At 49.6% G+C, this 12,600-nt stretch carries 13 protein-coding genes; 5 read left to right on the forward strand and 8 right to left on the reverse strand.

Annotated features, from left to right (window positions below; all coding sequences use genetic code 11):
• The first annotated feature begins 56 nt into the window (after window positions 1–56).
• The 5 genes from FTU55_RS05575 (at window position 57) to rluB (ending at window position 3,720) form a co-directional block, all read left to right on the forward strand.
• On the forward strand, window positions 57–674 hold the full coding sequence (locus FTU55_RS05575; RefSeq protein WP_016659869.1) for an L-threonylcarbamoyladenylate synthase: 618 nt from the start codon (window positions 57–59) through the stop codon (window positions 672–674).
• A 32-nt stretch (window positions 675–706) separates the two neighbouring features.
• Window positions 707–988, forward strand: coding sequence for a hypothetical protein (locus FTU55_RS05580; protein WP_180046426.1), 282 nt, complete (start codon window positions 707–709; stop codon window positions 986–988).
• A gap of 268 nt (window positions 989–1,256) precedes the next feature.
• On the forward strand, window positions 1,257–2,051 hold the full coding sequence (locus tag FTU55_RS05585) for a ScpA family protein (protein WP_016659867.1): 795 nt from the start codon (window positions 1,257–1,259) through the stop codon (window positions 2,049–2,051).
• Between the two features lie 20 nt (window positions 2,052–2,071).
• Window positions 2,072–2,638 carry an SMC-Scp complex subunit ScpB gene (scpB, locus tag FTU55_RS05590; protein WP_370459243.1) on the forward strand — a complete coding sequence of 189 codons (567 nt, stop codon included), beginning with the start codon at window positions 2,072–2,074 and terminating at the stop codon, window positions 2,636–2,638.
• A 41-nt stretch (window positions 2,639–2,679) separates the two neighbouring features.
• Window positions 2,680–3,720 carry a 23S rRNA pseudouridine(2605) synthase RluB gene (rluB, locus tag FTU55_RS05595; protein ID WP_005175954.1) on the forward strand — a complete coding sequence of 347 codons (1,041 nt, stop codon included), beginning with the start codon at window positions 2,680–2,682 and terminating at the stop codon, window positions 3,718–3,720.
• A 49-nt stretch (window positions 3,721–3,769) separates the two neighbouring features.
• Here rluB and bioD read toward each other — a convergent pair whose 3' ends face one another.
• From bioD to FTU55_RS05635, 8 genes are all read right to left on the reverse strand, one after another.
• Window positions 3,770–4,411 carry a dethiobiotin synthase gene (bioD, locus tag FTU55_RS05600; protein ID WP_168407302.1) on the reverse strand — a complete coding sequence of 214 codons (642 nt, stop codon included), beginning with the start codon at window positions 4,409–4,411 and terminating at the stop codon, window positions 3,770–3,772.
• Window positions 4,411–5,214 (reverse strand): malonyl-ACP O-methyltransferase BioC, encoded by an 804-nt coding sequence (gene bioC / locus FTU55_RS05605; protein WP_257222835.1) that lies wholly within the window; start codon window positions 5,212–5,214, stop codon window positions 4,411–4,413. Before bioC ends, bioD begins: the two co-directional genes overlap by 1 nt.
• Window positions 5,196–6,350 carry an 8-amino-7-oxononanoate synthase gene (locus FTU55_RS05610; RefSeq protein WP_180046429.1) on the reverse strand — a complete coding sequence of 385 codons (1,155 nt, stop codon included), beginning with the start codon at window positions 6,348–6,350 and terminating at the stop codon, window positions 5,196–5,198. The genes bioC and FTU55_RS05610 overlap by 19 nt, the downstream gene beginning before the upstream one ends.
• Window positions 6,347–7,630 (reverse strand): adenosylmethionine--8-amino-7-oxononanoate transaminase, encoded by a 1,284-nt coding sequence (bioA, locus tag FTU55_RS05615; protein ID WP_180046430.1) that lies wholly within the window; start codon window positions 7,628–7,630, stop codon window positions 6,347–6,349. Before bioA ends, FTU55_RS05610 begins: the two co-directional genes overlap by 4 nt.
• A 97-nt stretch (window positions 7,631–7,727) precedes the next feature.
• Complete coding sequence (locus tag FTU55_RS05620) at window positions 7,728–8,447, reverse strand: alpha/beta fold hydrolase (protein WP_180046432.1); 720 nt, start codon at window positions 8,445–8,447, stop codon at window positions 7,728–7,730.
• 123 nt (window positions 8,448–8,570) lie between these two features.
• Window positions 8,571–9,035, reverse strand: coding sequence for a bacterioferritin (gene bfr, locus FTU55_RS05625; protein WP_005175934.1), 465 nt, complete (start codon window positions 9,033–9,035; stop codon window positions 8,571–8,573).
• Between the two features lie 346 nt (window positions 9,036–9,381).
• Entirely contained in the window at window positions 9,382–11,421 is a 2,040-nt protein-coding gene (ligA, locus tag FTU55_RS05630; protein ID WP_104495122.1) for an NAD-dependent DNA ligase LigA, read from the reverse strand.
• Window positions 11,422–11,514: 93 nt separating this feature from the next.
• Window positions 11,515–12,600: a cell division protein ZipA C-terminal FtsZ-binding domain-containing protein gene (locus tag FTU55_RS05635; protein ID WP_160243492.1), complete on the reverse strand. Its 1,086-nt coding sequence runs from the start codon at window positions 12,598–12,600 to the stop codon at window positions 11,515–11,517.

Consider the following 12,600-nt stretch of genomic DNA (forward strand, 5'->3'; position numbering starts at 1 on the left):
AGAGCTTTGTACAATGGTCTGAAAAGCGAATCATCATCAGATCAGGAGAAAAGAATATGCTGCATTTAAGAGTTCATCCTGAAAATCCTCAGCCCCGTTTAATTAGTCAGGCAGTAGAACGGATTCGTGCCGGCGATGTGGTGGTCTATCCTACCGATGCAGCCTATGCGATTGGCTGCCAGATTGGGAATAAAGCAGCCATGGAACGGATTGCCCAGATTCGTGGTCTTGGCCCTAAACATCAATATGCAATTTTATGTTGTGACCTGTCCGATATTGCCACTTATGCCAAGGTCGATAATGCCATGTATCGCCTGCTAAAAAACAATACCCCGGCAGTAACCACTTTTATTTTACCGGCCACCAGTGAAGTGCCGCGCCGTCTGATGCACCCGAAAAAGAAAACCATTGGCCTGCGTATTCCGAGCAATCCGGTTTGCCAAATGTTACTGAAAGAGCTGGATGAACCGCTCTTGACCTCCACCCTGATTTTACCGGGGCAGGATGATCCACTGGATGATCCTTATGATATTGAAATGCAACTTGGTAAACGTATTGATGTGTTTATTGATAGTGGCCTGGGGACTTTAACCACCACCAGTATTGTCGATTTATCTGGTGATCAGCCGGAAATTATCCGCCGTGGTATTGGTGATGTGAGCGCGTTTGAATAACAGCGCTCAGCGCCACCTCAGGAGGAAACGGTATGGATTTATTTTATCTGTTGCTCAACCTTCGCGAGTTTCCCAAAAGCCAGCTAATCTATACGACTCAGCCCTGGTCTCTGGAAGCTGAAGTTCTACTGCTGGATGCAATACCCAACCCGGCTGCCGTGCTCTCTATCGGACAGCAGGCATATCATCTGTTGTCGAGTGTTGAAGAGGCTTATATCTTGTCCTTAAGATTAGGCCGCCAGAACCTGTGCAGCCGCGAAAGGTGTCAGCAACTGCTAGAACAGCTTGAGCAGTCCGCTTTATCACGTGCTTGATCTGAGGTGAGTTTTTCTTGCTAAAACCCTTATCTGTATGCGCTTTTAGGCCATATCTTCTACTGTATTGAACGTGATTTTTCCTGCTTTTTCGCTGCAGAATTGCCATCTACTTTTGCTTTTTTTCGCTTTTAGTCATTTGAGTAATTTATTTCATGGTCAATTTCCATTAAACTACGCGCAATTAACTCCATGCTTTCTTTTCGATGTGAGATCGAATGTAAAGCTCTTTTCATGCCTTTGAAAATTCGCGTGGCCTAAAACTGTAATGAATCAATCTGTGCATCCTGCTATGGACCAAGTCCCGCACATCCGCGTTTTGGATGAGTGGCAAGAGACGATTCCTGAGGATTTATATATTCCTCCTGCAGCATTTGAAATCCTGTTAGAGCATTTCGAAGGCCCGCTCGACTTTCTGATTTACCTGATTCAAAAAAACGGCTTTGACCTGCTACAGGTTGATATCGCACCGATTGCCTCTCAGTATTTGGCTTATATGGATGCGATGAAATCCCTGAATATTGAGCTGACCGCAGATTATATGGTGATGGCTGCCCTGCTGGCCGATTTAAAATCGCGTTTGCTGCTGCCGAAACCCAAAGCCATCAGCGAGCTGGAAAAAGATCCAAAGCAGGAACTGATTGACCGGCTGGAAAATTATTTACGTATTAAACAGGCGGCTGAACGTCTGGGGCAAATGCCGGTGTTAGAGCGTGATACCTTTAATACCCATGTCAGTCTGGGCCAAGTGGCGTATAGCAATGAGGGTCATGAGGCCAGCCTGTTACGTGATGCGCTATTTTGTGTATTTAACCGCCCCGAACCAGTGATTCACCAAATTCAGCAGGAACCGGTGTTACTGGAAGAACGGATTGCCTATATTGAAGCAAAGCTGCAAAGCGGTGAAGTGCTAGCGTTTGCCGAGCTGCTCAAGCCGAGCCAGGGCCGTATGGGCATGGTCGTGACCTTTATGGCGATTCTGGAACTGACCCGTCAGCAAAAAGTGGCAATTGTTGCCAGTGGTGTCGAAGCACCGCTGGCCATTCAGGGAGCACAGGCCTAATGTCAGAGCAAACCCTTAACATGTCCAGTGATGAACAGCATCATGAAGTGCTGATGCAGCTAGAAGCCATTATTTTTGCCAGTGATGCACCGGTATCGCTGGCACGTCTGAAAGAAGCATTTCAGGCACGCTATAGTAAGGCAGAATTAAAAGTCTTTTTACAACAACTGGCCATGCTGCAACATGGCCGGTCTATTGAACTGGTTGAAACTGCTCAAGGTTTCCGTTTTCAGGTACGGGCCAAATATCGTACCCTGATTGCACAGGCCTGGCCGGAACGACCAACCCGTTTATCCCCGTCTTTACTCGAAACACTGGCTGTGATTGCTTACCATCAACCGGTGACCCGAGCAGATATTGAACAGATTCGCGGAGTATCAAACAACAGTCAGATTCTCAGAACGTTGTTTGACTGGAACTGGATTAAGGAATCCGGTTTCCGGGAACTCCCTGGAAGACCCGCGTTGTTAGTCACAACGCCACAATTTTTAAATGCATTTGGCCTGACCTCTGTCGGTCAATTGCCTCCCCTGCAGGATGCCAAGGAAGCTTTCATGCACCTCGATGCCCAGGCACCGAGATCGTGAATAGGTGAACTGTTGATGATAATTTCTAAGGTTATGCTGTCATGAGTGAAAAATTGCAAAAGGTACTGGCACGCGTTGGTTTGGGTTCTCGCCGTTATATGGAAGAAGTCATTGCCGCTGGTCGTGTAAGTGTCAATGGCCAAGTGGCCCAGGTGGGTGAGCGTATTGAACCAGGCGATGAGCTTCGTATCGATGGTCGTAAAGTCAGCTTCCAGATTGAAGATGAAATCCGTCGCCGTGTGCTGATTTACTACAAACCGGAAGGTGAAATCTGTTCACGTAACGATCCGGAACAACGCCCGACTGTGTTTGATCATTTACCATCAATCGCCAATGATCGCTGGGTCATGGTCGGCCGTCTGGATATCAACTCGACCGGTCTGTTACTGTTCACCAATGATGGCGAACTGGCCAACCGCCTGATGCATCCATCCAATGAAATTGAGCGTGAATATGCGGTCCGTGTGATGGGTGAAGTCACGCCACAAATCCGTAATAACATGCTGCGTGGCGTGGTACTGGATGATGGCCCGGCCAAGTTTGAATCCTTCTCTGAAATTGGTGGTGATGGCATCAACCGCTGGTATCAGGTGGTGGTAAAAGAAGGTCGTAACCGCGAAGTACGTCGTATTTTCGAATCTCAGGGCTTAAAAGTTAGCCGCCTGCTACGTACCCGTTATGGCACCGTGATTCTGCCACGTGAACTGCGTACCGGCCGCTGGATGGAACTGGACAAGAACGACATTGACAACCTGACCAAAGCGGTTGAGCTAAAACCACGTCAGGGAACCGGTCTGTACGGTATGGCCAAACGCCGTAATGAACGTATGCAGGAAAAACCGATGGCAGCACGTCGCGGTGGTTTCTTGCGTCAGCAGCGCCGTGACAATGAAGCAGCGCCAACGTCTTCGACCCGCGGCCCGCGTGATGATAACTTTGGCAATCGTGAACGTCGTGAAAACCAGAATGGCACACACTTTGCCCGCCGTGATAACCCAAATGGCAACAGCTTTGGCCGTCAAGAGCGTGATGAACATGCGCCACGCAAACCATTTGGCAACAAAAGCTTTAGAAAGTTTTAAGCTGCCTAGCAAAAAGCCACTCAATTGAGTGGCTTTTTTTATCACAGTTTTAATCCAAAACTGGAATCTCAATCCATTTTGCCTCTGGAAAATGCCGAGCCAAATAGGTTTTTAAATACTCAGCGGTATCTTTAGAAATCAGCGGATCTTGTGATTCATCTTTCAGGTTATAGGCCAGCGCATACAGCGACAGCCCTCGCGCCATCAACGCTTCCAGACTTAATAAGGTATGGTTAATGCTACCCAGACGTCCTGAACTGACCAGAATCACCGGATACTGCTGCTCGGCAATATAATCAATCGTTAACATTTCCGTGGTGAGCGGCACCATCAGGCCACCAGCGCCTTCCAGTAGTACCACATCAAAACGCGCTGCCAGTTGCTCTGTCGCCTGGCGGATGTTATTGAAATCAATCTCACGGCCATCAATTTTGGTGGCCAGATGCGGCGATGCCGGATAAGTGAAAATTTCGGGCATGGTCAGTTTGCTGTCATCTTCAGGCAACCAGCCACAGCCCATCATCTCCCGATGCTGCTGGATATCTTCCGAAATATCAGTATTGCCAGTCTGAATCAGCTTTTGGGTAATGGTTCGCTGCCCTTCAGCATTCCATGCCTTGGCCAGATAACCGGTGGTATAGGTTTTGCCAATTCCAGTATCAATTCCACTGACAAAATAGATCTGTGCCATTAGCCTGTGCTCCGTGCAATACAATAAATCGGATGATAACTGAGTAAATATTCCTGCTGGCCGGCCACATTCAGCCGGGAAAACTGCCGATAGGCCTGATAAAACTGCTGCAAACTGTGTTTGGTCCAGCGGTGCCCGGAAGCGGTACCCGTGACCCCGGTGGCTTTTAAATGCTGCAACACCTGGCGAGGATGTTCAAAAGCCAGGGTTTTGACGGTTTCAGACAAATACACAATTTCGAAGCCTTGTGACTCCAGACAGCAGCGCAGTTCCGGCAGGCTGAAATAATCCAGCCCCTGCCCGGTCAGGGCTTTAATTTCCTTGAGATTGTCCGGACCAAAACTGGAAAAACACAAATAGCCCGAAGGCTTTAAGGCATGCGCCATTTTGGCAAACAGCTGCTGCAGATTCTGCATCCATTGCAAGGCTGAACTCGAGATCAGCACATCCAGCTGTTCTGGAAAAGCGATCTGCTCGGCATCGCCAATCCACCATTCGGTTCGGGAGGTAGAAAACGGTTGCTGCTGGACTTCCGGATACAGATCATTAAGCAGCAACTGCTGCACCTGAAAGTGCTGCTCCAGCGCACGGGTTAAAGCCCCCGTACCACAGCCAATTTCAAACACCCGTCCCAGTTTTCGACTCGGCAAATGCGACTGCATCAGCCGAACCAGTTGCTGGCAAATCTGCTGCTGAATCACCGCATGCTGCAAATAGCTGTGATGCGCCTGGGCAAAACGCCGTGCCACTTGTGATTTATTTACAGACATCGCTGACTTGTCCATCATAACAGCGCCACGCATTGCGCCAGCTCACTGGACTGAATCTGCGCGGTCAGGCAAATCCGCAGCCGTGAACTGTTTTGCGGTACGGTCGGCGGACGTACCGGCATGATATAAAACCCGGCCTGCTGTAGCTGCTGTGCCTTTTGTACGGCTTTTTCCGATTCGCCCAGAATTACCGGCACAATCTGCGAGGTCGATGGACAGGCATAGCCTTTGGCTTCAACCTGCACTTTTAATTCCTGGCTGATCTGCTGTAAATGCTGGCGCTGGGCTTGCATCTGCAACATCTTCTGGAACATAAACCGGGTCCAGGCCATATTCAGCGGCGGCTGCGCGGTACTGAAAATCAGCGGGCGCATGTGGTTAATTAAATAGTCACGGATTAGCGGATGGCTGATCAGATAGCCACCGACCGAGGCCAAGGCCTTACCAAAGGTCCCCACCAAAAAATCAATCTGTTCCAGCACTGCATACTGCTCTGCACAGCCCAGTCCCTGCTCTCCACGTACGCCAATGGCATGTGCTTCATCAACATACAGCATCACTTTCGGATAACGCTGCTTTAACTGCACCAGCGCCGCCAGATCGGTTTCATCACCATCCATACTAAAAATGGATTCGGTCACGACTATAATCCGTTCAATCTGTGCATCATCATGATACTGTTCCAGCAGCCGGGCCAGATGTGCCAGATCATTATGCCGGTAACGCACCGCCTTGGCAGAAGATAAACGGATGCCATCAATCATGCTGGCATGGACCAGCTTGTCGGCCAGAATCAGGGTTTTACTGTCGGCCAGTGCCGGTAAAATCCCGATATTCATATGGTAGCCACTGTTAAACAGCAAGGCGGCACGGCCAAAGGCCTGACTCAGACTCGTTTCCAGCTGCTCATATTCCCGGAAGTTCCCGGTCAGCAAACGCGACGATGAGGCGCTCATACGGCGCTCGGCTGCGGGGGTTAAGTCAAAAAATTCTTCACGCAAGCTGACATCGCTGGCCAGCCCCAGATAATCATTACTGGACAGATTCAGCATGCGCTGCCCGTGAATCTGAATCGTGCGGCCATGTTGCAGATTGGACTGAAACTGGCGCAAATTGGCAGTGCGTTTTAACTGTTCCAGCTGCTGGGCATAATGGTCGAGCAAACTCATGCGGCATTCTCCTGCATCTGGCGAACCACCTCGGTCAACTGGGTCAGCAAGTAGTGCAGTTCATCTGCTGAAATCACATACGGCGGCATCACATAAACCAGTTTGCCAAATGGCCTCACCCAAATGCCCCGCTGTACAAACTGCTGCTGCAGGCTTTGCATATCGACTGGCGTAGTCAGTTCAACCACCCCAATTGCGCCCAGCACCCGCACATCCTGTACATGGCTCAGCTGAGCCAGTGGCGTTAAAGCCTGTTTCAATTGCTGTTCAATCTGCTGAATCTTGGCCTGCCAGTCCTGTGCCAGCAAGACTTGAGTACTTTTCAGTGCCACCGCACAAGCCAGCGGATTGGCCATAAAAGTCGGGCCATGCATAAACACGCCAGCTTCCCCCTGACTGATGGTGTCTGCCACCTGCTTGCTGGTTAAAGTTGCCGACAGGGTCATATAACCACCCGTCAGTCCTTTGCCAATACACATGATATCCGGCTCGACTCCGGCATGTTCCCAGGCAAATAACTTGCCGGTACGACCAAAGCCGGTGGCAATTTCATCAAAAATCAGCAGCAGACCATACTGCTCGCATAAACGCTTGGCCTGACGCAAATATTCAGGATGATAAAAGCGCATACCGCCCGCGCCCTGTACAATCGGCTCTAGAATCAGTGCGGCCAGTGTATGCTGATGCTGGGCCAAAGCCTGTTCCAGATCGGCCATATCGTCCGGGTTCCAGTCTTCATCAAAGCGGGTTTGTGGTGCCTGTACAAATAAGCGATTCGGCAGACTTGAACCAAAAATCTGATGCATGCCAGTGACCGGATCGCAGACCGACATCGCATTCCAGGTATCGCCATGGTAGCCGGAACGTGGAGTAATAAAATTGGTTTTTTGTGGCTGGCCTTGCGCAGTCCAGTACTGCACCGCCATTTTTAACGCGACTTCAACCGCCACTGAACCGGAATCGGCATAGAAAATCTTATCCAGACTCGGTGGAGTAATTTGCAGCAGTAATTTGCCCAGCTCAATGGCCGGATCATGGGTCAGACCGCCAAACATGATATGTGACATCTGCTGTAACTGGTCGGTCACAGCCTGATTCAGTTCAGGATGGTTATAGCCATGAATAGCACACCACCACGATGACATGCCATCAATCAGACAGCGGCCATCTGCGAGTTCAATGGTCGCACCATAAGCCCGCTTTACCTTGAAGGTCGGCAGCGGCTGGGTCATGGAAGTATAAGGATGCCAAAGATGTTGCTGGTCAAATAAATCGGTCATCCCGGACTCCCTGTCTGGTTTAAAATATGCATGAGCTCGATCTTACTCCCGCCACACAGAAAAAGAAATTGCGGGAATTATCATTTCCGCTGAAGGGTCAGGAGAGTTGCTTTAAATAGTCAATAATTTTCTGTGTAACCACATCTGTTTCAAACAACGGGATGCCATGCGAGCCAGAAATCACTTCCACCTGAAGATTTGTTGCAGCTAAATCCTGTAAATCTTCTGCAACTTGGCAAGGAACCAGCTGATCTTCATGTGCCAGCAAATGATATTGTGGAGCCGGATAATTTTTTAAGATGGTCACCAGATTAAGCTGTTCCAGCAAAGCTAATCCCTGTTTTAACAAGGTTAGAGATTGCGGCTGGATTAAACTTTGTAATTTCTGTAAATCCTGCCGGCTCTGGGCACTACCCTGACAGACCAGATAACCAAAACGTTTTAAGGTCGCGGCCGCATCTTTGGCAAAGCCCTGTTTAAACTGCTGAAAAGTCTCGGGAACCATCCCGTGGGGCCACGCGTCTTGCGCAACAAAACACGGATTCGAAGCCAAAGTAATGAGCGCTTGCGGCGCCTGTCCGGATTGCGCCAGTGCATCGGCCAGTAAGGTTGCCAGCTGCCCACCCAGAGACCAGCCCATCAGCACGCTATAGCCTTTGGCCCGTTCCAGCTGCTGCTGGAACTGTACCGGATCCGCCGCATTAAAAATGTTCAGGACATCGACCTGAATGCCGTGTTGCATTAGGCTATGTTGTACAGGCTGTAACAGGCCGGTTCCTCCGCCCCATCCGGTGATCAAAAGTATACGCTGCTGCATTGTGCTGTCCTTGTTTCCATCTAGTCGCAGTATAGTAAAAATAGCGACGCCTGCACTGCATCAAAATCGCCAAATCTCGACCATAAAAAACCCGGCCAGTGCCGGGTCAATGTTGGGTTGGGCTTACATTTGCGATTGAATGTAGTTCTGCAAACCAATGAGTTCAATTAAACGCAACTGTTTTTCCAGCCAGTAAGTATGGTCTTCTTCGGTATCTGACATTTGCTGACGCAGCATGTCACGGGTGATGTAATCGCCCTTGTCTTCTGCCAGCTTAACACCTTGGGCCAGTTTTTCACGTACCTCATATTCTAGCTTTAAATCGGCTTTTAAGCAGGATAGTACGTCGGTACCGACGTCAATATCATCACGTTGCATATTCGGAGTGCCTTCAAGGAACAGAACCCGGCGAATCAAGGCATCGGCATGTTGTGATTCTTCCTGCATCTCATGGTCGATGCGTTCATAAATCTTGCTCAGGCCCCAATCTTCATACATACGCGAGTGAATCAGGTATTGATCACGAGCAGCCAGTTCGCCACCGATCAACATATTTAAATAGTCTACGACTTCTGGATTGCCACGCATTTTCATTACTCCCTTACGAATACGCTCATTATGGCGAAAGCCAAGCCAAGTTGCAAAAGATAATTTGTGTAAATATATGATTTTTATATAATTAAAATGAGAAGCATGTGCATTTACAGTTCTGGATTCAAACTTTTCCACATAAAAAAGAATTGCTTGCGCACATTTGTCTCACTTTTCATCAGCCCAAACACACAAAGCGGCAAATTTAGAATTTTGTAACTATCAAAAACGGTTCTTATTTCTGCGGTTTTTACGATTTTACTGCTGTGCTTTCTCTGTTTTGACCTATCACCAGATTCAGGCAGCAACCACTCAATCTAGAGAGCGGTTGCCTGCTGTTCTGTTAGCCCTGGGTCTGGCCATATTCAGCCATCAGGCTCAGAAACTGATCTTCATTCATGACCGGAATACCAAGTTTCTCCGCCTTCTCCAGTTTGGAACCGGCTTTTTCACCCGCCACCAGACACTTGGTTTTACTGGAGACACTGCCACTTACCCGGGCGCCGAGCGCCTGTAGCATTTGAGTGGCTTCATCACGGCCCATTTTGCTTAAAGTACCGGTAATGACCCAGCTTTCACCATTTAACGGCTGACGGGTCGGCGCCAGCGGTGCATCCCAGTGAATACCGGCCGCCAGTAAACGGTCCAGCACTTCCAGGTTATGCGGTGCCTGGAAAAAGTCCAGAATCCATTCTGCGGTAATATCGCCGACATCCGGGGTTTTCTTGAGCGCCTCCAGATTGGCAACACGTAAGGCATCCAGCGTCTGGAAGGTATTGGCCAGCATCCGCGCGGTGGTTTCGCCGACACCTCGAATCCCCAAGGCATAAATAAAGGCACCCAGCGTGGTTTTTTTACTGCGTTCAATTGCATCGAGCAGGTTTTGTACCGACTTCTCGCCCATCTTTTCAATCTTGAGCAAGGCCTCACGATGTTCATGCAGATGGTAAATGTCCGAAACATCTTTGAGCAGATTCAGATGCAGTAATGATTCCACCCAACGATCACCCAGACCTTCAATATCCATGGCCTTACGCGAAACAAAGTGACGGATGGCCTCAATCCGCTGCGCTGCACAGTACAGGCCACCGGAACAGCGTGCCAACGCTTCGCCTTCCGGCATCACCACCGGCGAATCACACACCGGACAGCAGGCAGGTAGCTGTACGGTTTCAGCCTCCGCCGGACGAAATTCCGGCCAGACTTTTTCAACTTTCGGAATCACATCGCCGCTGCGATAGACACTGACCGTATCGCCAATCCGCACATCTAGACGATGGATTTCACCAATATTGTGCAAGGTGACATTAGACACTGTCACCCCACCCACTGCCACCGGATTCAGGCGCGCCACCGGGGTCAAAGTACCGGTACGGCCTACCTGCCAGTGAATATTTTCAACTGTAGTCAGCGCGGCGACTGCCGGGAATTTATAAGCAGTGGCCCAGCGCGGTTCGCGGCTTAAAAAGCCAAGCTGCTGCTGCTGTTTCAGGTCATTGACTTTAATTACCATGCCGTCAATTTCAACACTCAGCTGCGAGCGTTCCTGATTGATCTGCTCATAGACTTCTTGCACGGCCTGAATGCTGTCACAAACAAAATGACGCTCACCCACAGCAAAACCAAGCTGATGTAACCAGTCCAGGCTTTCGGACATGGTGTTCAGGCCATGATGCGGCACGCACTGGGCAATGCCATAGGCATAAAACGCCAGTGGACGTGAGGCCGCAATTTTCGGATCCAGCTGGCGCAAGCTGCCGGCCGCAGCATTACGCGGATTGGCAAAGGTCTTTTCGCCTTTGGCCAGATTAGCGGCATTGAGTTTTTCAAAACCCGATTTGGGCATCAGCACTTCACCGCGCACTTCCAGAAACTCCGGAATGCTGTACTCCGCTGAAGATAAGATTTTCGGCAGGTTGCGAATGGTTTTAACATTGTGAGTAATATCTTCACCGGTTTCGCCATCGCCGCGGGTCACGCCGCGCACCAGCACGCCATTGGCATACCACAAGGAAATCGCCAGCCCATCAAATTTCAGCTCGACATCATATTGAATGGTCTGGTTGGGTAAACGCTCTTCGGCGCGGCGGGCAAAGGCAAACAGTTCATCCTGGTTAAACACGTTACCTAATGACAGCATTGGTACCGCATGGGTGACGCTTTCAAATTTGCTTAAGGGCTGTCCGCCAACTTTATTGGTTGGGGTATCGGCCTGAATCAGATCGGGATATTGTTGTTCTAAGGCTTTAAGTTGATGAAACAGCTGATCATATTCACTGTCTGCAATAACGGGCTGATCCAAGACATAATAGGCATGATTATGCTGGGCTAAAATCTGGATCAATTGGCGCATTTGCGCCACCACATCTGCATGTTGAGTCATATGTTCACCATAAAAAAGGGCGGTGATCCCGCCCTTAAAAAATTTTGTCGCTTGGCCGTATTATAGAAACCGGAGGCTGTGGTTTCAATTCAGTTATGCCAGCGAAGCCTGACCTGCGCGATAATCAATCGCCTGATGACGCCAGTGTTCGCGTAATTGCGGGGTTAATTCCAGATGGTTCTGGTCATACACGGTGCCATCAATTTCACGGGCAATCAGACCGGAAATGCTGATCATGGTATCAAAGGCATTTTGCACATCGCTATGTGGCAGGGCCAAGAAAAAGGCCAGACCTTTGACCTGTTCATTCGACAGGGTTTCCAGATCAAAACCGTCGGCGCCGTTGTCGGTAATTTGCAGCACTGAGAACAGCAGTTTGGAACCATCTTCGTTATAACGGTGGAAGCAGGACATTTCACCAAAGCGCAGACCATATTTAAGCAGCACTTTCAGGGTTTTCTCCCCTGATAAAATCCGGCGTTCCGGGAAAATATTCAGGGCAATAAATGATTCTGCAGTGGCCAAAGCGCTTTCATCATCTACCAGTTGCTGTTCATGCAGATGCGCATCCAGAATACTGCTTTCTTCTTCAAATTCACGAATATCGGCTTTTTCAATCTGGCTGTTGAGGCTAAATTCAGCTGGCACAGTTTCCGTTTTTTCGGTATCTACCCCAGCTTGAGTCTGTTCAGTCAATGCTGATTCTGGTGCAGATTCAGCAGCATGGGCTACAGCAGTCGCGGCAGCTGCAGCGGATTCAGTTTGGGCAGTTTCGGTTGAGGCCTGTTCTGCCAGATTTTCTGCCTTTGCTTCTACCTCAGTCTTGGCTGCAGGTTCAGCATCTACAGATGTCGCGGCCTGTGCTTCGGTTTTCACCTGCGCTGTTTCGCTCGGCTCAGTCAGCTGCGTTTCAGTCATGGCCTGTGGCTCAATTTTGCTGTTTGGCTCGGCGGCAGCAAGATCAGCATCGCCCAAAGTCGGTTCTACGCGCTGGGCCGGTTCAGTCTGCAACTGATGACGGACATGACGCGGAATGATCGGCTGCTGGCTATCGGCATTGACCTGCAGCTCGGAGTCCAGCGAAGGTGCTGCATCGGCCGGTTTTTTCAGGATCATTCTTAAACCGAAACCCATAATAATGAGCGCGATAATAATCCCAATGATTGTGGTGATTTCCAT

The organism is Acinetobacter sp. YH12117, assembly GCF_013418865.1.
Taxonomy (GTDB): domain Bacteria; phylum Pseudomonadota; class Gammaproteobacteria; order Pseudomonadales; family Moraxellaceae; genus Acinetobacter; species Acinetobacter indicus.